16 protein-coding genes, 1 pseudogene and 1 riboswitch are annotated in these 23,528 nt (G+C 71.2%); of the genes and pseudogenes, 11 read left to right on the top strand and 6 right to left on the bottom strand.

What is annotated here, in order from left to right:
- Nucleotides 1-194 precede the first annotated feature (194 nt).
- Nucleotides 195-372, bottom strand: a riboswitch (M-box (ykoK) riboswitch).
- Nucleotides 373-1,012: 640 nt separating this feature from the next.
- The 6 genes from ABD369_RS29030 (at nt 1,013) to ABD369_RS29005 (ending at nt 12,904) form a co-directional block, all read left to right on the top strand.
- Nucleotides 1,013-2,548: a TIGR02677 family protein gene (locus tag ABD369_RS29030; RefSeq protein ID WP_425557806.1), complete on the top strand. Its 1,536-nt coding sequence runs from the start codon at nt 1,013-1,015 to the stop codon at nt 2,546-2,548.
- Nucleotides 2,545-3,759 (top strand): TIGR02678 family protein, encoded by a 1,215-nt coding sequence (locus tag ABD369_RS29025; protein ID WP_344639528.1) that lies wholly within the window; start codon nt 2,545-2,547, stop codon nt 3,757-3,759. Before ABD369_RS29030 ends, ABD369_RS29025 begins: the two co-directional genes overlap by 4 nt.
- A 19-nt stretch (nt 3,760-3,778) precedes the next feature.
- A complete protein-coding gene (locus ABD369_RS29020; protein WP_344639527.1) occupies nt 3,779-7,870 on the top strand; it encodes a TIGR02680 family protein in 4,092 nt (1,363 codons plus the stop codon).
- Nucleotides 7,867-9,129: a TIGR02679 family protein gene (locus ABD369_RS29015; RefSeq protein ID WP_344639526.1), complete on the top strand. Its 1,263-nt coding sequence runs from the start codon at nt 7,867-7,869 to the stop codon at nt 9,127-9,129. Before ABD369_RS29020 ends, ABD369_RS29015 begins: the two co-directional genes overlap by 4 nt.
- A 306-nt stretch (nt 9,130-9,435) precedes the next feature.
- Nucleotides 9,436-12,120, top strand: coding sequence for a ligand-binding sensor domain-containing protein (locus ABD369_RS29010; protein WP_344639525.1), 2,685 nt, complete (start codon nt 9,436-9,438; stop codon nt 12,118-12,120).
- A gap of 226 nt (nt 12,121-12,346) precedes the next feature.
- Nucleotides 12,347-12,904 carry a hypothetical protein gene (locus ABD369_RS29005; RefSeq protein ID WP_344639524.1) on the top strand — a complete coding sequence of 186 codons (558 nt, stop codon included), beginning with the start codon at nt 12,347-12,349 and terminating at the stop codon, nt 12,902-12,904.
- Nucleotides 12,905-13,238: 334 nt separating this feature from the next.
- Here ABD369_RS29005 and ABD369_RS29000 read toward each other — a convergent pair whose 3' ends face one another.
- Together ABD369_RS29000 and ABD369_RS28995 are read right to left on the bottom strand one after the other, a co-directional pair.
- Nucleotides 13,239-13,760 (bottom strand): AAA domain-containing protein, encoded by a 522-nt coding sequence (locus tag ABD369_RS29000; protein ID WP_344639523.1) that lies wholly within the window; start codon nt 13,758-13,760, stop codon nt 13,239-13,241.
- A gap of 160 nt (nt 13,761-13,920) precedes the next feature.
- On the bottom strand, nt 13,921-14,199 hold the full coding sequence (locus ABD369_RS28995) for a hypothetical protein (protein WP_344639522.1): 279 nt from the start codon (nt 14,197-14,199) through the stop codon (nt 13,921-13,923).
- Nucleotides 14,200-14,872: 673 nt separating this feature from the next.
- Between ABD369_RS28995 and ABD369_RS28990 the strand changes: the two genes are divergently transcribed.
- Together ABD369_RS28990 and ABD369_RS28985 are read left to right on the top strand one after the other, a co-directional pair.
- A complete protein-coding gene (locus tag ABD369_RS28990) occupies nt 14,873-15,673 on the top strand; it encodes a glycerophosphodiester phosphodiesterase family protein (RefSeq protein WP_344639521.1) in 801 nt (266 codons plus the stop codon).
- Nucleotides 15,673-17,052 (top strand): MFS transporter, encoded by a 1,380-nt coding sequence (locus tag ABD369_RS28985; RefSeq protein ID WP_344639520.1) that lies wholly within the window; start codon nt 15,673-15,675, stop codon nt 17,050-17,052. The genes ABD369_RS28990 and ABD369_RS28985 overlap by 1 nt, the downstream gene beginning before the upstream one ends.
- Nucleotides 17,053-17,510: 458 nt before the next feature.
- Here the strand turns inward: ABD369_RS28985 and ABD369_RS28980 are convergent, their stop codons facing one another.
- Nucleotides 17,511-18,476: an antibiotic biosynthesis monooxygenase gene (locus ABD369_RS28980; RefSeq protein ID WP_344639519.1), complete on the bottom strand. Its 966-nt coding sequence runs from the start codon at nt 18,474-18,476 to the stop codon at nt 17,511-17,513.
- 80 nt (nt 18,477-18,556) lie between these two features.
- Here ABD369_RS28980 and ABD369_RS28975 point away from each other — a divergent pair, with 80 nt between their 5' ends.
- Both ABD369_RS28975 and ABD369_RS28970 read left to right on the top strand, forming a co-directional pair.
- On the top strand, nt 18,557-19,126 hold the full coding sequence (locus tag ABD369_RS28975) for a nucleoside deaminase (RefSeq protein WP_344639518.1): 570 nt from the start codon (nt 18,557-18,559) through the stop codon (nt 19,124-19,126).
- A 219-nt stretch (nt 19,127-19,345) separates the two neighbouring features.
- Nucleotides 19,346-20,728, top strand: coding sequence for an FAD-binding oxidoreductase (locus tag ABD369_RS28970; protein WP_344639517.1), 1,383 nt, complete (start codon nt 19,346-19,348; stop codon nt 20,726-20,728).
- Between the two features lie 82 nt (nt 20,729-20,810).
- Here the strand turns inward: ABD369_RS28970 and ABD369_RS28965 are convergent, their stop codons facing one another.
- From ABD369_RS28965 to ABD369_RS28955, 3 genes are all read right to left on the bottom strand, one after another.
- Nucleotides 20,811-21,314 (bottom strand): nucleoside deaminase, encoded by a 504-nt coding sequence (locus ABD369_RS28965; protein ID WP_344639516.1) that lies wholly within the window; start codon nt 21,312-21,314, stop codon nt 20,811-20,813.
- An 82-nt stretch (nt 21,315-21,396) separates the two neighbouring features.
- Nucleotides 21,397-21,867, bottom strand: a complete 471-nt coding sequence (gene cynS / locus ABD369_RS28960) for a cyanase (protein WP_344639515.1) — start codon at nt 21,865-21,867, stop codon at nt 21,397-21,399.
- A gap of 108 nt (nt 21,868-21,975) precedes the next feature.
- The gene (locus ABD369_RS28955; protein ID WP_344639514.1) at nt 21,976-22,569 is read right to left on the bottom strand and encodes a carbonic anhydrase; all 594 of its coding nucleotides are present in this window, start codon (nt 22,567-22,569) and stop codon (nt 21,976-21,978) included.
- 385 nt (nt 22,570-22,954) lie between these two features.
- Between ABD369_RS28955 and ABD369_RS28950 the strand changes: the two are divergent.
- Nucleotides 22,955-23,528, top strand: a pseudogene (locus ABD369_RS28950) (histidine kinase); the annotation flags it as partial.

Here is a 23,528-nt window from a genome sequence, read left to right as displayed (position 1 = left end):
AACCGGGCGGAGATGCCGTCGTGAACGGGACGGATCAGGGGAGGGGGGACCGCTTTGGGCCGCGGAAGAATGACGAGGACGACATGGGAAGGGGCCTACTATGGCCCGGACTACTGTCCATCTCGCCTCCTTCCGTTCCCGGCCGCGACCCGACGTCACGGCGGCGCGTCAAGGAGAAGCCGGTACAAGTACCCGGCGCACCCCGACTCTTCAGAGTTCCGGCACTTAACGGCGTGTCCCCGCGAGATGCGGAGAAGCCACTTGGGGGCAACCCTTGAGCCGGGCACAGACCTGCCCTGATCCGGAGTGTCTCTCGACCGATGGGATCAGTGGTCTGTGTCCGTGAAGACGCCTCACCGAACGAGGTGCCTGTTAAAACCTCCATAAGGATAGGCGCCCACCAGCCCCGCAGCCCAATCCTTGACCGGACCTTGACCCCTGGGCCGGGTGCGTTCGGGGGACCCGTGGGACATCCCGCGTCCGATGACGCGCGGGTTGGCGCGCAACCGTCGTACGGGCAAGAGTAGTTCAGCGGTCTCGCGCAGGCTCTGGGTTCGGGCCCGGGCGATTCGGGAGGGGGGAAGCGCCGCCTGGGCGGTGACGTGGCGGCGGGCGAAGTGCAGGGTGCGCACGGAAGAAGGATGGTCAAGATCGCGCCCGAGTTGCCGGGCGGTGGAACGAGGCCACGTCGAGGATCCGCGCAAACACGAAACGGACCAGCCGCGCGACCTGGTCCTCGGTGATCCGCTCCCACTCGGCGGTGGGAAGCCCCGTGGTGATGATGTCAGCGACCGGAGTGGTACGTCTCGCTGATGGCGGTTGTGGGTCGGGAATCCCATGTGGCTGTTCAGGGTGGGCGGACTGAGATACTCGGGCCGTGGATGCTGGGGTGATGGGGAGCGGTCCCACCCCGGCCGCCGCGGGCATGGAGAACCCGGCTGGCGCTGTCGGTGCGTCCGCGTACTGTGGTGCCAGCCGGAAACGGGGTGACCGGCGGGGAGGAGGGGAGCCGTTGCGCAGGGTGCCGCCGGAGATGTTCCGGTTCACGACGGGGGACAGGGCCGAGCTCTACGGCGCGATCCTGCAGGCGTTCGGTGCGGCCAACGAACGGCTGGAGACGGCACTCGGGCTGGACGAGGTCCGCACCCGCCTGCGGTCGGTGGGCTGGCTCGACGCCATCCACGACGACGACCTGCAGGACGCCCTGCGCCAGCTGCGCGCCTGGGAGCTGCTCGACGTCGTCCAGAACCACGCGGAGAACTACCGCACGGCCGAGGAGTACGAGCGCCGGAACCTCCAGTACTCGCTGACCCGGCGCGGCGAGGCCGCACTCGCAGGGGTGGAGCACGCCCTGTCCGTGCTCGCCGCGACGGGCGCGCTCCAGACCGCCGTGCTGGAGGCCGTCACCGATCGGCTCGACGAGCTGTACGTGCTGCTCGGCGACCCGGCGTCGTCGGACCGGCGGATCTTCACCACCCTGCAGGAACTGGAGGGCCACCTGGAGGCGCTGCTGGCGAACACCAAGGCGTTCAACGGCGAGCTGCAACGCCTGCTGCGCGCCGAGGGCGCGGACCTGGCGACCTTCCGCGAGGTCAAGGCCGCGACGGTGGCCTACCTCCAGGAGTTCCTCCTCAACCTCGACCAGCGCGGGCAGGCGGTGGCCGCGGCCGTGCAGCGGGTCGAGCAGCGCGGCGTGAGCCTGCTGCACGAACGAGCGCTTCACGGTGCCGAGTTGCCGCCGCTCGCCGACGGCGATCCCGCGCCGGCCTGGCTTGAGCGGCGCCGGGCGCGCTGGGAGGGTCTGCAGGCCTGGTTCCTACCGGCAGACGGCTCGCGACCCCGCGTGGAGCAGCTGCACGACGTGGCGCGGCGCGCCATCGTGACGCTCCTTCAGGTCCTCGACCGGATCACCGAGTCGCGTCGGCGGTCCTCCAGCGTCGCGCAGGACTTCCGCGAACTGGCTCGCTGGTTCGCCGCCGCGCCCACCGAGGAGGACCTGCACCGCCTGTGGTCGGCCGCCTTCGGCCTCGGACCGGCTCGCCACGCCCACCTCGCCCATCCTGACCCCGAGTTGGTGCCCTCCTCGTACGGCTGGGCCGAAGCCCCTCCGGTCAGGGTGTCCGCCCTGCTGCGCACCAGCGGACGCACCGAGCGGTTCACCCGTACGGGCAAGGTGCGCGACATCGGCGGGATCAAGGCGGCCCGCGCGGAGCGGGCCCGGAAGGAGCGGGCCGAACTCGAAGCGGCCTGGGACGTCCTGGGCACGGACGGCCCTGTCCGGCTCTCGGGCTTCGGCATGCTCGACCACGCCGTCTTCGAGCGGCTGCTCGATCTCCTCGGCAGGGCGCTGGCAGTACGGCCGGACGGCAGCGGTGCGCGCCGGGCGGTCACCTCGGACGGCCGCGTCGAGATCGTCCTGCGACCAGTCCCCGACGGTGGGCGAGCCGTCCTGCGGACGTCTCACGGACGGCTGGAGGGACCTGACTACCTGGTGGAGATCCGCAGCCCCGGCAGCAGCCGGGCGTGGGTTCGAGAGGAGACCGGATGAGTACCCTCGCCAACCAGCTGGTCCTGGCCGAGCGGGAGGACGTCGCCCGAGGCATCAGACTGCTCCTCGGCCGACCGCTGATCACCGAGCGCGGCGACCCGTCCGGCTTCGAGCTGATCCGCCGCAGGCAGGACCCGCTGACGAAGTGGTTCGACTACCACTGCGGCTGGCAGCTGGTGCTGGAGCCGCGCCTGGGGTACGCGCGGCTGCTCAAGATCCGGACCGTCCTCGACGCTTCCCGCCCCGCCCGCCGACTGCGCTCGGGCAAGGCGCCGTTCGACCGCCGCCGCTACACCCTGCTGTGTGTCGTCGCGGCCGAGCTGCTGCCGATCCCGGTGACGACCGTCGGTCTGCTCGCCGACCGCATCGTCCAGGCCTGCGCCACCGACGAGGCACTGCCGCCTTTCGATACGGCGAGCAAGCCCGAACGCATGGCCTTCGTGGACGTCATCAAGCTACTGGAGTCCCACGGCGCGCTACTCACCGTGGACGGCGTCACGGACAGCTTCGTCGATTCGGCGGACGCCAAGGTGCTCTACCGGGTGGACGCCACGGTGCTGATGCGCCTGCTCGCCGCACCCGTCGGGCCGTCCCGGCTGGCCGTACCGGCCGAAGAGGTACCTCTGCGCTTCGAGGAACTCCTGCGGGAGACGGTGCGGGAGCAGCGGTACGGCGGTGCCGACGCATCCGAGGCGCAGCGAAACCTCCGACTGCGGCACTCGGTACTGCGCCGGCTGTTCGACGACCCGGTGCTCCACCACGACGAGCTCTCCGCCGACGAACTGGCCTACCTCACCTCCCCGACGGGCCGTCAGATCGTCCGACGCGCGGCCGAGCAGGGCGGCTTCCTGCTGGAGGAGCGCGCCGACGGGCTGCTGCTCGTCGACCCGGACGGGATCGCCACGGACAGCCGGTTCCCCGACGACTCCGCCAGCGCCCGCGTCGCCGCCCTGCTCCTGCTGGAACCGTTGACGGCTGCTCCGGGCGGGCTGACGCCGGAACAGCTCACTGCCGAGGCGCACGACCTGCTGCGCCGCTTCCCGCAGTGGGCGAAGAGCTACCAGTCGGAGGACGGAGCCCAGCGGCTGACTGCCGACGCCATCCGCGTCCTGACCGACTTCGGTCTGGCCCGCCGAGTCGGCGACCGTACGGTCCCCCGGCCTGCGGCCTTCCGCTATCGCGCCACCGCTGCCGACAGCCCCGCATCATGACCAGGGAGGATCCCTTCTGATGACCGTGACGGAACTCCCGCCGCCGTCCGCATCCCGAACCGTGGACGCCGGCCCGGCGCGGTGGCAGCCGGCCAGGGCCGGCATCCTCAACGTCTGGCGCTACTACGACGAGACCTTCACCTTCCACCAGGGCCGCCTGCTGCTGAGGGGCCAGAACGGCACCGGCAAGTCCAAGGCGCTCGAGGTGCTGCTGCCGTTCCTGCTCGACGCCAGCCTGCGCCCCAACCGGCTGTCCACCTTCGGCGGCTCCGAGCGCACCATGCACTGGAACCTGATGGGTGAGGGTGCGTCAGGCAGGACCCGGGTCGGCTACGTCTGGCTGGAGTTCGTCCACACCCGCGACGGTCATCCCGCCTGGTTCAGCTGCGGCGCCAGGCTCCAGGCCAGCGTGCACACCAGCGGTGTCACCGCCGACTTCTTCACCACCACCGCACGGATCGACCGCCCCGGCGGCCTCGCCCTGGTCAACGACGCCGGCCAGCCGCTCACCCGCGCCGCCCTGGCCGAGGCCCTGCGGGGCCAGGGCGAGCTCCACGCATCGTCGGCCGACTATCGCAGCGCGGTCCGGACCACGCTCTTCCCCGGCCTGAGCGAGCAGCGGTACGACGCCCTGATCACCGCTCTGCTCCAGCTCCGCACCCCGAAGCTCTCCGAGCGTCTGGACCCGTCGCTGCTCTCCTCGCTGCTCTCCCGGGCGCTGCCCCCGCTCGGCCAGGGCGAGATCACCGAACTCGCCGAAGGCTTCGAACGCCTGGACCGCCAGCGCGAGCACCTGAAGACCCTGGACGAGGAGGTCGCCGCAGCCACCGCCCTGGCCGCCCAGCAGCGCGGCTATGCCCAGCGCGTCCTACGCGCCGCGGCGGGCGCGCAGATCTCCGCGACCACAGAGATGGACAACCTCACCCGCATCGCCCGCACGAGCGAGGAGGAGCACGCCGAAGCCCTGCGCGAGCGCGAGCGGAGCACCCTGGGGAAGGCAGAGCTCGAACACACGGCGCAGGAGATCGAGGGCGCCATCGAGGGGCTGCTCGACTCGGAGGTCTACCGGCAGGGCCAGGAACTCGACCAGCTCCGCCGCCGCAGCGACCACGCCGGCCAGACCGCCGACCGCCTGCGTGCCGCCGCCGACCGCAAGATCGGCACGGCCGGCGAGGACGCCGGCCGTGCCGATGAGGCCCGGCTGCGCTCCGAGCGGCGCGCCGAGCACACCCGCGCGGCCCGGGAGGACACCAGGGGCGCGGCGCGGCGTGCGGCCATGGAGTCCCTCTGCACCGAGGTGCAGGCCATGCTCGACAATGCGCCGAGCCCAGCCGCGGACGCGGGGGAGCAGGGGCGTGGCGCACGTCGTCTGTTGCGCGGTGCGGTGGCGTCCCGGCACGGCCAGATCGCCCAGGTGCGCGCCGCCATCGAGCGCCACGAGCGGTCCGTCGCGGACCGCACGGCAGCTGAGGACCACCTCGACAAGGCCCGCGGCCGGCTGACTGCGGCGATCACGTGCCGCGACCTGAACGCCCGCGACTACGAGACCGCGGTCGACGTCCACGCCGACCGGCTGCGCCAGTGGGCGACGGCCGACTGCACCGAACTGCGCATCGACGACACGGAGGAACTCGTCTCCCGCGCCGCCGCCGAGGCCGACGTCCTGGCCCTGGTCGAGGCCGCCGCCCGCGCTGCCGAGAGCGACATCACCGCCGACGAGACCACCGCTCGCGCGACCCGGGACAGCGCCCGCGCCAGGCGTGACCGGATCGCGGAGGAGCTGGAGCGCACCGCCGCTGCGGCCGATCTCCCGCCCGTCCCGCCGCACACCCGCACGGCTGACCGGTCGGCCATGGCAGGAGGGCCGCTGTGGAGCCTGCTGGCCTTCCAACCGGGCGTGCCACCCGCAGACCAGGCCGGCATCGAAGCGGCCCTGGAAGCGGCGGGGCTGCTCGACGCCTGGATGACCCCCGACGGCGGCATCACCGTCCCTGGCCACGACACGCTCGCCGACCCGGCATCAGCCACCCCTGCACCGGGCCCGTCGTTGCTCGACGTCCTGCGCCCGGAGTCGGACGGCCCGGTGCCGGTCAGCCGGGTACGGCAGCTGCTCGCGGGCATCGCCTACGGGCCCAGGCTCCCCGCAGCCCACCCGGCTGCCGTCGGGGCGGACGGCAGCTGGCGCCTCGCGGCCGCGACCGGCAGCTGGGCCAAGCCGGAGTCCAGCCACATCGGCGCCGCGGCCCGGGAACGCGCCAGGCAGCGCCGGATCGCCGAGCTCACGGCCCGGTTGGCCGAGGCCAACGCTGCTGCCGCCGCGCTCGACGCGGAGCTCCGTGTCCTCGCCGACCGCCGGTTGCGCCTCGGCGCCGACCTCGAGTCCCGACCGCACCACCGCGAGGTGGACCAGGCCAAGCGCGCCTGGGAGCGTTCGGAGTCCGAGGTGGGCGCCCGAGAGGACGCCGTACGCGAGGTCGTCGAGCACCTCGCTCGGCAGGAAGACGCGGTCGCCGTCGCGCTGCGCGCGCTCGCGGTCGCCTCCGCCGAGCACGCCCTGCCGACCGAGCGCACCGCCCTGGACACCACCACCGCCGCGGTCGACGCGTTGCGCGAACAGGCCGACGTCTGGCTGGACTCCCACCTCGCGTGGGTGGCGACCCGACAAGCCTGGGAGGCCGCCCGCGCCCATGCCGAGGCGTCCCGCGCCGTGGCCGAGGAGAGCGCAGCCGAGGCCGAGCAGGCCGAGGCCGCCGCCCGAGGACTCCGATCTGCGCTCGAAGCGGTCGAGAGCACCGTCGGCGAGGACTACCGTCAGGTGGCCGCCCGCATCAGCGACCTGCGGCAATCACTCGGCCGGACCCGCCGCGAGATCGACTCCGGCACCCGGGAACTCATCGCCCTGGAAGGCCGAATCGGTTCACTGAGCGCGACCATGGCCCAGGACGCGGACCGCCGGGACCAGGCCGTGGCCGCCCGCAACGAAGCCGCCCAGCGCTTCCGGCGGCTGTGCGTCCTCGGCTTCCCCGAGGACGCCGGCATCGCTCTCGCCCTCACCGCCGAGGACGGCACCCGCGCCACCCTCGAAGCGGCCCGGGAGACCGCTGCCAAGTGGCCGAACCTGCCGCACAGCACCAGGAACCTCGGCGATTCGCTCAACCGCCTGTCGGAAGCCGTCCACCGAGCCCGCCAGAGCCTCAGCACCCGCGCCGACCTCGAACTCGAAGCCGACGAGGACACCCACGTCTTCACGGCTTCCGTCGACGGCGTCCGGACCGGCGCGACCGGGCTCCTCGCCACGCTCATCAGCGACCGGGACCGCAGCCAGGACGACATCACCGCCGCCGAACGGAACCTCTTCGACCAGACCCTCACCGGTGACACCCGCCGTCACCTCGCCTCCCGCATCCGCCAGGCCGGTGAGCTGGTGGAGCGGATGAACGGCCACCTCGAACGTGTCCGCACCGCGTCCAAGATGGCCGTGCGCCTGGTCTGGCAGATCCACCCCGATCTGCCCGCCGGCACCAGGACGGCCCGTGAACTCCTGCTCAAGGACCCGGCCAGGATCACCGAGGCCGACCGCGAGGCCCTGCACGCCTTCTTCCGCGGTCGCATCGAGGAAGCCAAGACCCGTAATACCGCCGCCACTTGGGAGGAGCAACTCGCCGAGGTCCTCGATTACACGGCCTGGCACCAGTTCGTCGTCAAGCTGGACCGCGCCAACGGCGCCGGCTGGCAGCTGCTCACCAAGAAGCTCCACGGCGCGCTCTCCGGCGGCGAGAAGGCCATCGCCCTCCACCTCCCGCTCTTCGCCGCGGTGGCCGCGCACTACGAGGCGGTCCCGGAATCCCCGAGGCTGATCCTCCTCGACGAGGTCTTCGTCGGTGTCGACACCATCAACCGCGGCCAGGTCTTCGCCCTGCTCGCGGCGCTCGACCTCGACCTGGTACTCACCTCCGACCACGAGTGGTGCACCTACCGCGAGCTCTCCGGGATCGCCGTCCATCAGCTGATCACCGGCGCCGACGGCGACGACGCCGTCACCAGCGCCCGCTTCACCTGGACGGGCACCGACCTGCTGCCCGACGACGCCGCTACGGGAGAGCCGGAATGACGAGCCGTCACACTCTGGACCTCCCCGGACTCCTGCCCCTCTGGCATGCCGTGCACGACCGCCTGTCCAGCGGCCGGCCGGTCAGCCGTGTGCGGGTCGGGCCACTCGACGACGCCGGCCGGGAGGCTCTCGCCGACCTCCTCGGCCTCGACCGGCTACCCAGCGCCGAACCGACGATACGACTCGCCCAGCTCGAGGCCGCCGTGGCGGACGCCTGCGGTCGGCCCGTGCGGGACGTGGTGACCGCCATCCTCGGCCCGATCCGTGATCGGGCCGCCGAGCGTGAACGCGACTCGATCCAACGCACCGCCCTGTGGGACTGGCTGGTCGGTCACGAGGTGGTCACCACCCAGCCTGCCCTCACCGAGTGGGTCACCCACCTGCGGACCAACGGCCTCGTCGACGGCTCGCCCGACCGGACCCGTAGCCTGCTGGCCTCCGCGCTGACCGTCCTCGCCGCACTCCCGTCCGACGGGGAACCGCTCCCGGTCCTCGCCGCCCGAGTCCTCGACGGTGACTCCCACGCCCTCGACGACGGGACGCGGTTGTCCTCCCTCGTCCTGCGCGCCCTGGCGGTGCTGTACGGCACCGACATGCCGGACAGCGCCCAGGGGCGGCGCGCGCTCTGGGGCAGGGCCGGCGTGGCCGACGACGAACTCTCCAGCACCGTGCTCGCCGCCGGCCTTCGACTGGGCGGCGACGGCCCGGTCGCCCGGATCGCCCGCATCAGTGCCGACGCCGGACACGCCGTCAGCCTCACCCTCGCCCAACTCCGCTCACCCGGCGAACTCGGCCGGTCCGCAGGGCCGGTGCACATCGCCGAGAACCCCAGCGTGCTCGCCCTCGCCATCCGGCGCTTCGGCGCCAGTTGCCCGCCCCTCGTCTGCACCTCCGGCTGGCCCAACACCGCCGTGATCCACCTGCTGCGCCAACTCGCCGCATGCGGCGCCTCCCTGCACTACCACGGTGACTTCGACGGCGAGGGCATCCGTATCGCCGCCCACGTCCTGGCCAAGACCGGTGCCGTTCCCTGGCGCATGGCAGCCGAGGACTACCGCTCCGCCGTGCCCCGGATCCCCGCAGGACCCGATCCCGGGCGCCTCACTCCCGCACCCTGGGACCCGGCACTCAGCGACGCGATGGCCGAACTGCGCACCGCCGTGGTCGAGGAAGTGATCGCCGACGTACTCCTCGACGACTTGGCCGGCCGGTGTCCCGGCTCCACCGCGTGCATGACGTCGACGCCACCGCTGCCGTAGTCGACGACGGAGCCGTCCGAGGACCGTGCGGACCAATTGCTGGCCCCGCCCGCTACACCGTCCCCGACCTCTCACCCATGACCTGACGCTGACCAAGCCGAACCAGCACACCGGTGCTGTCCAGGCATCTCGACGGCCGCCGGACAGATCATGTCCGGTTTATATCAAGTCAGTTACCGAGCAAGGCTTTTAGCCATTCGTTACGTACTTCCCCTTCACTTCGCACGGCCCGAACCGGAAAGCTTCCGACTGCTCACCGAGGCGCGCGAAACCCGCGTCCGGCTACCCGGGGAGGAACACCGCACCGTGTCCAACAGGCATCGCCGACGGCTGCTGATCAGCGCCGTCACGCTCACCGCGCTCGGGCTCACCGCCAACCAGGCCCTCGCAGCGCCCGCGCCCAAGCCCCGTCCCTGGCAGGCCCGCCACCTTGCGGACGTCGCCCGCCAGCACGCCGCCAAGACCGGATCGCCCGGCCACCTCAGCTCCATGCTCACCGCCAAGGACGGCGGCGATGACGGCGGCGCCGACGAGGCCTTCAACTCGATGGAATCCACGGCGCAGTTCACCGAGGCTCGTACCGCGCCCGGTGTGGTCGCGCCCGGCGCGTACGGCGCCGCGTGGGCGCAGCTGCAGTCGATGGCCCACACCCCGGGCAGCTGGAGCCAGGTCACCAACAAGCCGTACAACTCTGACGATCCGCGTTACCGCGACGTCAACTCCAATTCCAGCGGCGGCGCGGGCGATGTCACCGGTCGCATCACCGGCATCGCGGCTGACGACGAGGGCTACGTCTACGCCGGCGGCGCCAACGGTGGCGTCTTCCGCTCCCGCACCGGTGGCGGTCACTGGCAGGCCATCTCCGACAAACTGCCCTCGCTGTCCACCGGCGCGCTGAGCCTCGACGGCGCCGGGCGGCTCTGGTACGCCACCGGCGAGTCCAACACCGGCGCCACCTCCTTCGTCGGCACCGGCGTGTACGTCCTCGCCGATCCGAAGCACGGCGAGTTCGAGCCGCGTATGCGGGTCGGCGGCGCCGAGCTGGAGTCCACCACGATCCACGCCCTGCGCTTCGGTGGGGACCGGGTGTGGGCGGCGACCAGCCGCGGCGTGTGGAGCCACTCGACGAGTGATCTGTCCGGGCCGTGGACGCTGGAGTTCGCGCCGAACCCGGACTACCTGCCCGGCGGTGCCAAGGCGTCCGACCCGAGCGCGCCGTACAAGAACATCGCCAACGACATCGCGATCGATCCGAGGGACCCGACCAAGGTCGTTCTCGCGGTCGGTTGGCGCGGTGGCGACACCTACAACGGCTTCTACAGCAAGGCCGCCGACGGCACCTGGCAGCGCGTCGCCTCGCTGGGCGACCTGCCGACCGACGCCGCGAACGTCGGCAATGTGACCTTCGCCCGCTCGGCGGACGGCTCGCGCTACTACGCGATCGACCAGTCCCCGGACGTCATGGCACACAACCCGGACACCGGGCTGAAGGGCGTCTACGTCTCCAAGTCCGGCTCACCGTCGGGTCCGTGGACGCTGATCGCGGACAAGGACAAGTTGAGGAACTCCGGCTCCGCGCTCCAGGGCGACGGCTACCAGCCCGGTATCCAGTCCTGGTACAACCAGTTCCTCCAGGTCGACCCGAACAATGCTGACCACGTCTACGCCGGACTCGAGGAGGTCTTCGAGACCAAGAACGGCGGCAGCAGCTGGATCACCCCAGGCCCGTACTGGAACTTCAACTTCCCGTGCTGGAGCATCGACCCGGCCAAGCAGACCGGGGACTGCTCGCCGACCGTCCACTCCGACCAGCACGCCGTCGCCATCGGCAGCTACCACGGCCAGAGTTCGGTCTACGTCGGCAACGACGGCGGCATCTACAGCCGCCCGCTGAACGGTGCGGTGGACTCCGGCGGCCACGCCAAGGACTGGAAGTCCCTCAACGACGGCACCATCAACACCCTCCAGTACTACTCGGTCGGCATCGGCAAGGACCCGTCCGGTCACGGCGTGGCCGTCAGCGGCGGTCTGCAGGACAACGGCGAGTCCATCCTGCGCGCCGGCGACAAGGTGATGGGATCCGACTTCGGCGGCGACGGAGCCGACACCATCGTCGACCCGAACAACGGCTGCAACATCGCCGAGGAGTACGTCTACCTCGACATGTGGGTCACCCAGAACTGCGCCGTCAACAACGGCGCCTGGTCCACCGACCCCACCAAGGCCACCTCCTACGAGGTCGCCCCGCCGGACAAGGCCGCCAGCGCCGCCCGCTTCATCGCGCCGATCACCACGGACGCCAAGAACACCAACACCTGGGTGGCCGGCGGTCAGCACGTCTGGGTGCAGGACAAGGGCTTCGCCATCCGCAGCGGCTCCGAGTGGACCAGTGCCTACGACCTCGGTGTCGGCCACGTGGCCACCGCCGTCGCCGCCTCCGGTGGAACGGTCTACGCCGGTTGGTGCGGCCCCTGCAACAACCAGGGCTTCACCCGCGGCATCGCGGTCGGCAACGCCGACGGCACCGGCTGGCACCAGCTCAACCTGCCCGTCGACGGCACCCTGCCCAACCGGTACGTGTCCAGCTTCGCGGTCGACGCGGCCAACGCCCAGCACGTCTTCGTCGCCTTCAGCGGCTTCTCCCGGTCCTGGACCGAGGGCCCCGGCGCAGGCATCGGTCACCTCTTCGAGAGCCACGACGGCGGCGCAACCTGGGCCGACGTCTCGGCCAACCTCCCCGACGTACCCGCCGACTCCATCCGCCTGCTGCCGAACGGCGGCCTGGCGCTCGGCACCGACCTGGCCGCGTTCTACCGCGCACCCGGTGACACCAACTTCAAGGTGCTGGGCCGCAACCTGCCCACCACCACCGTCATGCAACTCAAGACCGGCCCCGACGGCAAGCTCTACGCCGCCACTCACGGCCGCGGCATCTGGTCCATCGACCTGGCCCGCCTCGGCCGCGACCACCGGGACGAGCAGGACGACTGAGTCCCGACCGTCACCGACCAGTGCCCGGCTCGACGACCGATCGAGCCGGGCACCCGCACATCCGGGCAACCGGCGGGAACCGAACCAGCCCTGTTACCGTCCAGCATCCGGCTGGTCGGGCCGACCGTCCGTGGCGGTCAGGTCGGCTGTGCGATGCGGCAGTGCGTCAGTTGTAGATCATTCCAGACGTAGGCTCTTAGCTGAGCACAGGGCAAGAGAGGAAGACATGGGCCAGAAGATCATCAGGTTCTCGGACCTGACCGGCAAGCACGCGGAGAATGACGGCGACCTGGTGCGCATCGTGGTCCGTCAGCACCCTGACCTGGAAGACGACCCGGTCGAGATCGAGGCGCTTGCCGGCGAGTTGACCGCGGTGAAGCAGCTGGCACTCGACGTGGTGACGATCGAGCTGCACCACCCGGACGCGGACCAGCCGGAGACAGTCGTCATGGAGGCCGAGGCGTTCAACCGGCTGGCCTCGGCAGCCCCGATGGCCGAGGTGCTGCGTGGCGCCAAGCGGGTCACTCGGTCCATCCCGAGTCAGGCCGTGGCGCCGGCCGGTGCCAGGGAGCGGGTCAACTACGCGAGCCTGGAGCACGCGGGCAGGCCGCACAAGGGCCGCACCACGGATGCCGAGAAGCAGCTCGTCCAGCAGCACCTGGAGGAGATCAACGAGCGGCTGGCCGACGAGGGCATCCGGACGATAGACCTGGGCAACGCGGAGCACGTGGCCCGGTACGGTCTGGAGGCTCTGGCGCAGGAGCGCGGCGCCACGATCGCCTGATCGAGCCCCGGCAGCGGGCCGACACGACGCCGGATGTACCGGCCAGCAGTCATGGCCATCCCCGTCACACCGGCGCTGCCGCCGGGACGACCGGGTGCAGGTACAGGTCGCCGGCGACCGCGCACACCACGGCGAGGCGAGCGTCCTCACCCGGGGCTGCGCGAGGTCGTCGGCGTGCCATCCGGGCGGGAGTCCGGGCAGGCCGCCGAGGGCGTCGATGTCTGGGTGTTCCAGCGGCAGGGCCTCGCGGCCCGAACCCAAGGTCATCGCGCCGCTGCACACCGCTTCGAAGGCGGGGCTGACGATGCTGACCACCCAGTACGCCAAGACTCTTTCAGACCGTTGACAGCCCGTTGCCGGGAGGCCAGGAGCCACGGTCGCGGAGGTGGTCGAACTCTTCGACCTCGGCGGCGAGGACGTCGAAGTGGGGGAGCGGGGCCCAGAGGCTGCGCTCGCCGATGACGTAGAGGCGGCGCTTGGCGCGGCTGGCGGCGACGTTGAGCAGGTGCGGGGTGCGGGCGGCCCAGCTGCGGGCACCGGGGCGCCCGCCGCCGAGGACGAGGATGACGACGTCGGCTTCCTTGCCCTGGGCCTTGTGGACGGTGGCGCAGCGTTCGTCGAGGAGGGCGGGCGTCCAGCCGTCGCGTTCGCGGCAGGCCTTCTTGCACTCGGTGACGAGGGCGCGGAAGGGGGCGATGATGCGCAGGCGTTCGAGGTCGATGCCGTGTTGGGTGAGGCGGTCGAGGACGAAGGTGAAGGCGCGGCGGTCGCGTTCGCCCCAGGGGGCGTCGGGCGGGCGGTTGGGGTCGTCGGTGTTGAGGGCCCGGGTCGAACAGGCGCCCCGCCGCCCAGCCACACGCGGAGACCACCGACGTGTCCTCGACCGGGCGCCCCCGGTCGTCCAGGACGAGCGCGAACATCGCGCTCTGCCCCGCCAGCACCAACTCCTCCTGCGGCACCCCCGGATCCGGTTCCGTGTCCTCGGGCAGCACCGCGATCATCGCCTGGCGCAACAACTACAGGTCGAACACCCCGCCGTACACCTCATGGCGCCACATCTTCCCGTACGGCGCCCGGTGAGCTGCCGTCAGCGGATTGTCCTGCGCCCACGGCAGCGGCGGCGGCGCCTGGCCCGCCGCAGGCGTCAGGTCCACGACGTACTCGTCCGCCGTGCCGGACCGGGCGCGCCGTCGACGCGGCACCGCCGGGATGGTCGGAGGGCTGAACAGCTCGATGGCCCGCCAGCACTCCAGCAGAGCCTCCCGGCGCCGGCCCTGCCCATGTCCGGTCCGCACCCACTGCCGCCGTGTCGAACGCGCGGCACGCGGCCGCCTCGTGTGCCGATCAACTGCCCGCCGAATCTACCGGACCACAACGGCACAAGCCGAGTGCCCAACTCACATCCCTCGCCGCCCGCCGAAGCAGCCAGCCAACCACGGCGTCCAGCCAGTTGGGGACCCGATGTCAGTGCGGTGCGTCAGCCGCGACCGATTCAACATACCGTCAGGGAAGGCGCCGTGTCGCCGCAGCGGCGACCAGGCGGCCACCAGCCGGACCTGCTCCCCATCATCGCGGGCACCGACGGCGCGCCGCACAACGTGTACGTGGAGGGCCCGATCGGTAGGACGCGACCTGCCGCCCGCGGAGGTCCTGGCGGCGGTGGCCTCCCGCGCCACCCGCACACCGCTGGTCGACGCACCGTCACCGACCGTACCGAGCCCGGTCCGCACGCCGACCTGGTCGCCGCCGCCGACGACCCGCTGCAAGGCGCCCCTGCCCTGCCGAGCTGCGTCTCGTGCTCTCTCGCGGCAGGAGGTCGCTCCACGGCCCGGCCGGCGCACCGGGCGTTACCGCTTGACAGGGTGCGTAATACTGTAACGCGCACGATCCGAGACGCCGTCGGAGCGGGCAGCGCCGCCTGGTCTCGCAGGCCCGGCGGGTTCCTCTCCCCGCAACTCGGAGCACGACATGCACCCCTTCCTCGACCACCCGGGGCCGCTCGCCTTCGCGCACCGGGGCGGTCACCTCGGCCATCCCGAGAACTCGCTCGCAGCCTTCGAGGCTGCCGTCGCCCTCGGGTACCGCTACCTCGAGACGGACGTGCACGCCACCCGCGACGGTGTGCTCGTGGCCTTCCACGACTCCCGCCTCGACCGGGTCACGGACCGCACCGGGGCGGTGGCCGAACTGCCCTGGGACACCGTCAGGCAGGCCCGGATCGGTGGCACCGAGCCCGTGCCGCTGCTGGAGGACCTGCTCGGCGCGTTCCCCGGGGCCCGCTTCAACGTCGACGTCAAGGCGGCGCCGGCCGTCGGGCCGCTGGTCGAGGCGATCCGCCGGACCAACGCCTGGGACCGGGTCTGCGTCGGCGGCTTCTCCGACAGCCGCCTCGCCGCCGTCCGCGCCGCCGCCGGCCCCCGGCTGGCCACCTCGCTCGGCCCGCGCGAGGTGGCCCGGCTGCGGCTGCTCTCGCTGGCCGGGCCGCTGCTGCGGGGGCGCCGGGCGCCATTCGCCGGAGTGTGCGCGCAGGTGCCGGAGCGGCACCGGGGCGTGCGGGTCGTCGACCGGGCCTTCGTCCGCGCCGCCCACCGCCTCGGCCTGCAGGTGCACGTCTGGACTGTGGACGATCCCACACGGATCAGGGCTCTCCTCGACCTCGGTGTGGATGGCATCATGGCCGATCGCATCGACGTCCTGCGGGATGTCCTCGGCGAGCACGGCTGCTGGACCGACGGCAGCGCCGGCTCCAGCTCAGCGATAGGAGCCTGATGAACACCACGGCCCACCTGCCGGACCACCTGGCGGCCGCCACCGACGACCGCACCCTGCGCAGGATGCAGTTCGGCTGGTACATCAACGACTGGGCCAACGCCGCGTTCTCGGCCACCGTCCTGACGGTGTTCCTCGGGCCGTACCTGACCTCCGTCGCCAAGAACGCCGCCGACGCGGCCGGCGACGTGCACCCGCTCGGCCTCTCGATCCGCGCGGGGTCGTTCTTCCCGTACACGGTCTCGTTCTCCGTGCTGGTATCGGTTGCGGTGATGCTGCTGACCGGTACGGTCGCGGACCGCACCGGGCGGCACAAGGAGCTGATGTGCGGCTTCGCCTACGTCGGTGCGATCGCCACGATGGGGATGTTCTTCCTCGGCGGCGACCGCTACCTGCTCGGCGGCGCGCTGCTGGTGGTCGCCAACATCGCGTACGCGGTGTCGGTCGCGCTCTCCTACGCCTACCTTCCGGGCCTGGCCGCCCCCGACGAGCGCGACGCGGTCTCCTCCAAGGGCTGGGCCTACGGCTACGCGGGCGGCGGACTGCTGCTGATCGCCAACCTGGCGCTGTTCGAGGGCCACGACGCGCTCGGCCTGTCCTCCGGCACCGCCGTGCGGATCTGCCTGGCCTCGGCCGGCCTGTGGTGGGCGCTGTTCACGATCGTCCCGATGCTGCGGCTGCCCTCCCGGGCCGGTCTGGCCCCCGACCGTGCCATAGCCGTGCCCGACCGGCCCGCCGCCGGCAGTCTGCGCGAACTCGCCCGCACCCTGCGCGGCATGCGCGAGTACCCGCTCACGCTGCTCTACCTGGGCGCCTTCCTCTGCTACAACGACGGCATCCAGACCGTCGTCTCCCAGGCCTCGCTCTACGGTAGCGAGGAGCTCGGCATGGACCAGACCACGCTGGTCGCCGCCGTGCTCCTGGTCCAGATCGTGGCGATCGCCGGCGCACTGCTCCTCGGGCGGATCGCCCGCCGGTACGGCGCCAAGCGGACTGTCCTCGGTTCCCTGGTCGGCTGGGTGGTCACCCTCGCCCTCGGGTACCTCATGCCCGACCACCAGCCCGCCTGGTTCTTCGCCCTGGCCTGCATGATCGGCCTGGTGCTCGGCGGCAGCCAGGCGCTCTCCCGCTCGCTGTTCTCGCACCTCATCCCGGCCGGCCGGGAGGCCGAGTACTTCAGCGTCTACAAGATCAGCGACCGCGGCACCAGCTGGATGGGCCCGCTGGTCTTCGGCCTCGCGTACCAGATCACCGGCAGCTACCGTTCGGCGATCATCTCCCTGCTGGTGTTCTTCGTGATCGGCTTCGCCGTGCTGGCGAAGGTCCCCGTCCGCCGCGCCATCGAGGCCGTCGGCAACCCCGTTCCCGAGCGGCTGTGACGGTCCGGCCCGCGGCGGCAAGCGCCTGACCGGACGGTCGTAGGGGTGCTGCCGGGTCCGGGAGAGCAGCGACGTCCGTCCGGTTGCCGCGTGCGCCTTGCAGTAGGACGAAGGCGCACGGAGTCTCCCCGGACAGGAGCCCCGGACTCGGCCGACCTTCGGCGTGCACCACTGCACCGTGCCCGCCTGCATCAACTGGTCGGGCTGCGCCGTCTTCCCCCGGACGTGACCCCCGACGGTCACTCTCGTGACCAGTACTTCCCCGGCACGCCGTAGCACCCACCATGCCGCTGACGCCATGCTGCTGGCCTGTCATTTCGGCGCGTGCGAGTGTCAGGTGACGGCGTCGGGAGCGGCCGCGGTGGCGCGCACCAAAGCCCCGCCCGGCCCTGCTCCGGGTACCGGCTGCTCCATGACGCCGACTCCGCCCGCGCGTTTGAAGACGAACGCCCTCCTGGTCAGCCGACCGTCCAACCGAAGAGCGCCAATAGCGCCGCGTAGCCGAATGCGACCGCCAGGACGCCCAGCAGGTGAGTGCGTCCCGGGGCCGTCGGTCCGGGGACCAGCCAGAACCGCAGGATCCGGTTGATCAGCGGCATCACCGCCCAGGTGAGGATGCTGACGCTCAGCACGTTGCTGATGAACAGCGCCAGGTAGCCCGGGACGTTGGCGGCCTGCAGCGCCCTGCCGACCGTCAGGTTGAGCACCATGACGGTCGGATAGAGCCCCAGGACCACGCACATGGCCTGCTTCCAGTTGGGCGGGATGTCGATCGTTGCGGTAGTGCGACCGAAGTGGAACCATCCGCTGAACGCTGAAGCGATCTGCCGTACGTCGAAGGAGGCGTAGGCGTCGCGGCCCTCATCGAGGAGCCTTCTCCTCGCGGCGGACGTGAGCCAGTTCTCCAGGTGTTCCTGGGTGTCGAAGCGCACGACTGATACCCAGTTCTCCTGGACTCCCGGCACCGGTCGGAAGAGTTCGCCCCCCATGTAGCCGGGAGACTTCTCCTGCACCTTCTGCAGCTTCGCCTGCCAGTGCACGAACTGCGGCTCGCGGCCGGGGGTGACGCGATGGGAGATCACGGCCGTCACGGCCTCTTGTGCCGGTGGCTCGCCGGCCAGCACCTCCTGGGTCAGCGGACCCTCGAACAGGGGGCGCCCCTCCTCCAGCATCCGCCTGCGCTCGGGGGAATCGAGCCAGGCCGTGAGCTGGTCGAGGCGACCGAAACGGAAGACGACCACCCATTCGCCCTCCGCGCTCTCCCCGGGCGGATAGACCTCCGTGCCGCCGAAACCCTCGAAGCCTCGCGCCAGCGCGGTCATCCGGTCCTGCCAGTGCTGGTAGTCGACCTCGCAGCCCTTGCGCACCTTCTGCGAGAGGACCACGGTGGCGCTGTCGTCCCGTCGGCTTGCAGAAGCATTCACCCGGACTACGCTAGCCAAAAGGAATCAATCGGGTAAAACATGACACTCACCCACGCGCTGGGCCAATGGGAGGTCATGCCATGGACAACCACAAGGCCTTCCTGGAGGAAGCCGTACGGCTGGCCATCGAATCCGTCGAGAACGGCTGGGGTGGCCCCTTCGGCGCCGTCCTCACCCGGGACGGGGAGATCATCGCGCGTGGCCAGAACCGGGTCCTGCTCACCGGGGACCCCACCGCGCACGCCGAGGTGGAGACCATCCGAAAGGCCAGCCAGATCCTCAACCCGGAGTCGCCCTCAATTCCCGAGGACCATCAGGACGAGTCGACCCTCGAGTACATCCCCCGACCGGAAGGATCCACCGACCCCGTGCCGGAGCGCGCCCGGATGCTCAAGGGGTGCTCCATCTACATCAGCGGCGCACCGTGCCCCATGTGCATGAGCGCCATCTACTGGGCACGGATCGATCACGTCTACTTCTGCCGCGACCTGGAGGACACCCGGAAGATCGGGTTCGATGACCTCTTCCAGTACGAGGACTTCCAGAAGCCCTACGACCAGCGACGGATCCACATCGAGCAGCTCCACCCCGAGCTCGGGGTGCCCGCCTACCAGGCGTGGACGGACAAGCCGGACCACCATCCGTACTAGCCCTGGCCCGGCTTCGGCCGGCTCGCTGACTCGAAGTCAGCTGGCGTGACGGGCAAGCCTGCATCGGCGGGGCTTTGCCAGATCCGGACGCCGCCGGGCCGGGCCCGGCGGGTTCAGTGGCCGTGGCTGCCGCGCGTCCTCCCACCCGCTGCGGCGCGCCCGGCACGGGTTCGTGGAGGGCGGAGGATGCCGGCGCCTGAGGCCCACCAGGAGGTCGGCATGAGTGAGCACGGCGAGTCCTCAGGCATCGAGGGCGTGCTCGTGCGCCGGGGCGACGCGGGCTACGAGACCACCTGGGCGAGCGAACTGTGGAACGACCTCAAACCGGAGCGGTACCCGGACGTGATCGTCCGGGCCGCCAGCGAGCGGGACGTTCCACAAGCCCTCAAGCTGGCCCGGTCCCGCGGTCTGCGGGTCGCGGTTCGCGCCGGCGGACACAACTGGTGGGGCTCACCCCTGCGGGACGGCGGCATGCTCCTCGACCTCTCCGGACTCCGCCGGTGGGAGATCGATGACAACTCGGCTACGGCGACCGTGCAGCCCGGTGCCGTCGGCAGTGAGTTCGCCGCGGAGCTCGCCCGGCGCGATCTCGCCTTCCCGGCAGGGCACTGTCCCTCCGTCGCCCTGGGCGGCTACCTGCTCAGCGGCGGCCTCGGCTGGAACTCCGGTCTGTGGGGACCGGGCTGCGCGAGCGTCCAGGAGATCACGGCGGTGACGGCCGCCGGTGAGGCGGTCAGATGCACCGAGGACGAGCATCCGGGCCTGTTCTGGGCTGCGCGGGGCGCGGGGCCCGGCTTCTTCGCCGTCGTCACCGGCTTCCGCCTCCGCCTGTACCCGCGCCCGGCGGCACTCGCCACCACCTCGTACGTCTTCCCGCTGGCGGCAGTCGAACCCGTGGCCCGCTGGGCCGTCGAGACGGCGCGTGAACTGTCGGCGAACGTCGAACTGTCCTTCCTCCTGGCCGCCGCGGACCCGTCCCTGACGGTGGATCGGCCGCATGCCAAGGTGGTCACCGTCGCCGCCACCGCATTCGCAACCTCGCGCCCCGAGGCCGTCCGCGCCCTCCGGCCGTTGCACAGCTGCCCGCTCGCCGAGCGCCCGCTGTCCCGGCAGCTCGACGAGCCGACATCCCTTGCCGCTCTCTACGATGCCGCCAGAGAGCTGTGGCCCGAGCGGCGCCGGTACGCCGCTGACACTCTGTGGTCGCAGGAGGACTACGCTTCGCTGCTCGCGAAGTTGGGCGACGCGCTCACCACTGCCCCCTCCGCGAAGTCCATCATCCTGGCGCCCGTCTCACCGGTCTCGCAGGAGGGCGAGCTGCTACGGAACATGGCCTTCTCCGTGCTCGGCGAGAGCTACGTCGTGCCCTACGCGATCTGGGACGACCCGGCGCGTGATGACGTCAACATCGCCTGGCTGCGCGAAGCGATGCACACCCTCCAGCCGCTCGGAACCGGGCACTACATCGCGGAAGCGGACCTGACCGCCGACCCTTCCCGCGCCCAGCGGTCGTTCACGGCGCCCGATTGGGAACGTCTGCGATCGCTGCGAGCCGAGTACGACCCGCAGGGCCTCTTCTTCTCCTATCCGGACGGCTCGTAGAACAGGTCGCGGCCGTGGGTGCGGGTGGCGAGGAGCCGGCCGGCTTCGAGTCGGATCCATGCCACCTTGTCGATCACCACGCTCATCGGGCGGCGGTGGGGGTTGTGGCCGCGCGGCGCTCGCCGCCGTTGCGCTGCTGCCAGAACCGGTAGACCTCCACCGCGTCCTCGCGCGGCTCGTAGCGCATCGGCAGGCGGCGCTCGTCCCAGTTCTTGGCGAACTCCTCGTAGAAGGTGCCCAGTTCGAAGTACCTGCGGTCGTCGACGTAGTGGGGCTCGTAGGCGTCGCGGGTGGTGAGGAAGACGACCTCGTCCGGTGAGCAGTAGTACAGCGAGCCCAGGCACATCGGGCAGGGGTGGGCCAGGACGTAGATGGTGGTGCCGGTCAGGTGCTCGGTGCCCAGCTTCACGCAGGCTTCGCGGATGGCGAGGATCTCCGCGTGCGCGGTGGGGTCGTTGGTCTGGGCGACCCTGTTCGGGCTCTCGGCCAGGGTCTCGCCGTCCTTGACGATTACGGTCGCGAACGGGCGGCCGCCCTCGGCGACGTTCTGGCGGGCGAGGTCGATGGTGCGCTGGATGAAGTCCATGGTGGTCTCCTCGGAGGGATGGGGAGGGGGTGAGGCTGTGGTGGGGCGAGCCGACTGCGGCCCGCCCCACCGGGGGCGCGGGTCAGAAGGGCTTGGTCGGCAGGTACTTGCCGTCCAGGGTGATGACGGCGCGCTCGCCGCCCTCGGGGTCGGCGACCTTCTTCACGTCGAGCTTGAAGTTGATCGCCGAGATGATGCCGTCTCCGAACCGCTCGTGGACCAGGGCCTTGAGGGTGGTGCCGTAGACCTGGAGCATCTCGTAGAAGCGGTAGATGGTCGGGTCGGTGGGGATGCCGCCGGGGGTCGAGCCCCGGGTGGGGACGGTCTGCAGCAGCATCACCGCGTCCTCGTCCAGGCCCAGCAGCTCGGCGACCGCCTTCGTGGAGCTCTCCGGTAGAGGGTGCTGTCCGAGGACGGCGGCGGTGGTGAAGGCGACCGACAGACCGGCGGCGTCGGCGATCTGCTGCCAGGAGAGGTTCTTGCGCATCTTGGCCTCGACGGCGGCGGCGGCCAGCGCCTGGCGGGCGGAGGAGTCGAACTGGGCGTGCACCATGGGGGATTCCTTTCACTGTGTGCCCCTTCGCGGATCGTGCGCGAAGCGGGCGGGTTCAGGGGTGGTGGTCCCGGGTCGCGCCGGCAGGGCCGACTCGGGAAGCTGAGGTCAGGCCGCGAGTGGGGCGGTGGAGCCGGTGGTCTGGAGTTCCTCGATTCGCCCGGTGGCGATGTCGAAGACCCAGCCGCGCAGCGTGACCTTCCGCTCGGCCAGGGCGCGGGCGACCGACGGGTGGGTGGCCAGGTTCGCGAGCTGGGCCAGCACGTTCTGCCGCACCAGGGCCGGCACGTCCCCGGCGGTGGCGGTACGGGCCAGGGAGGCGTCGGCGAGGCGCAGCCAGTCGGCGACCGCCGGAGCGTCACTCAGGTCGTGACCGTGGGCGAGGGCGGTCATCGCGCCGCAGGCGGAGTGCCCGCAGACGACGATGTCCGTCACGCCGAGTGCGGCGACGGCGTACTCGATGCTCGCCGCGACACCGTCGGCACCGGGGGTGTAGGCGGGGACGAGGTTGCCGGCGGTGCGGATGACGAACAGGTCGCCGGGCTCGCACCCGGTGATCAGCTCGGGGACGACGCGGGCGTCGGAGCAGCCGATGAAGAGCGTGTGGGGCGTGTGGTGGGCGGCCAGATGGGCGAAGAGCTCCTTCTTGGCCGGGAAGACGTCCTGTCGGAAACGCGCGACGCCCTTGGCGAGGTCATGCATGGGGTCACTCTCTTTCGTGGCGGCCCGATCTGTGGGGCCTGGCGAGATCCACCTTGCATGACCTCGATCTATAGTGTCCAAGACATACTGGCCATGGATGCTATTGGTTTCATCTATAGTTCTTTTTGCGGCGGGTCGTCCGCGACGGCGCCCTCACTGCGGTCACGAGTTGCAGGGCGCCAGCCTGCCTGGCGGTCTGTTCGGCCCTCCGCCGGCTTCGAGCATGCACATCTCCGGGCGGGGTGGCAGCGTGGAGGAGTCACGACCCGGATGCGCGGGGACGGGCTGGATGTACGGAGTGGGCGGCCATGCCCTTACGGGCACAGAACTGAGCGGACCGGGGAAACACCGGCCCACTGGGGGTGGACTGCGCTCGCGGCTGAGGGTGCGCAGTGTCGCCGGGCAGGTGTTCCTGTGGCTGCTGGTCGTCGTGGTGCTGCTGGTAGCCGCGGCGTTGACGGCACTCCTCCTGCAGGCCCGGAGCTCCGCCACGAGTGATGCCGAGCACCGCACACGCGCCGCGGCCATTACCTTGGCGCAGACCCCCACGGTGGTGACCGCTCTGGACAGTGCCCATCCGACCGCGGTGCTGCAGCCGCTGGCCCTGGACATCATGAAGAATGGCAGCTTCGACTACGTCGTGATCGCCAGCCCCGAGGGGATCCGCTACACGTCCGACAACCCCGCGCTGATCGGGAAGCACCTCATCGGCCCGTACCAGCCGGCCCTCAAGGGGCCGATCACCATCAGCTTCACCGCGCCCATCGGACAGGTCGTGGAAAGCAGTGCGCCGGTCACCAGGCCGGACGGTTCGGTCGCCGGCCTGGTCCAGGTCGGCTACACCGTCGCGCACACGGCCAGTGCGGTGAGCCGGCAGCTGCCGGTTCTGCTGGGTGGCGCGGCGGCCGCGCTCGCCGTGGGCACGGGTGGGGCGGCGCTGGTGCGGCGGCGGCTGCGCC

This window comes from Kitasatospora cystarginea (assembly GCF_039533515.1).
In the GTDB taxonomy this organism is placed as follows: Bacteria; Actinomycetota; Actinomycetes; order Streptomycetales; family Streptomycetaceae; genus Kitasatospora; species Kitasatospora cystarginea.
The sequence above is the reverse complement of the archived record's forward strand: the minus strand, read 5'-3'. Positions and strand labels throughout refer to the sequence as shown.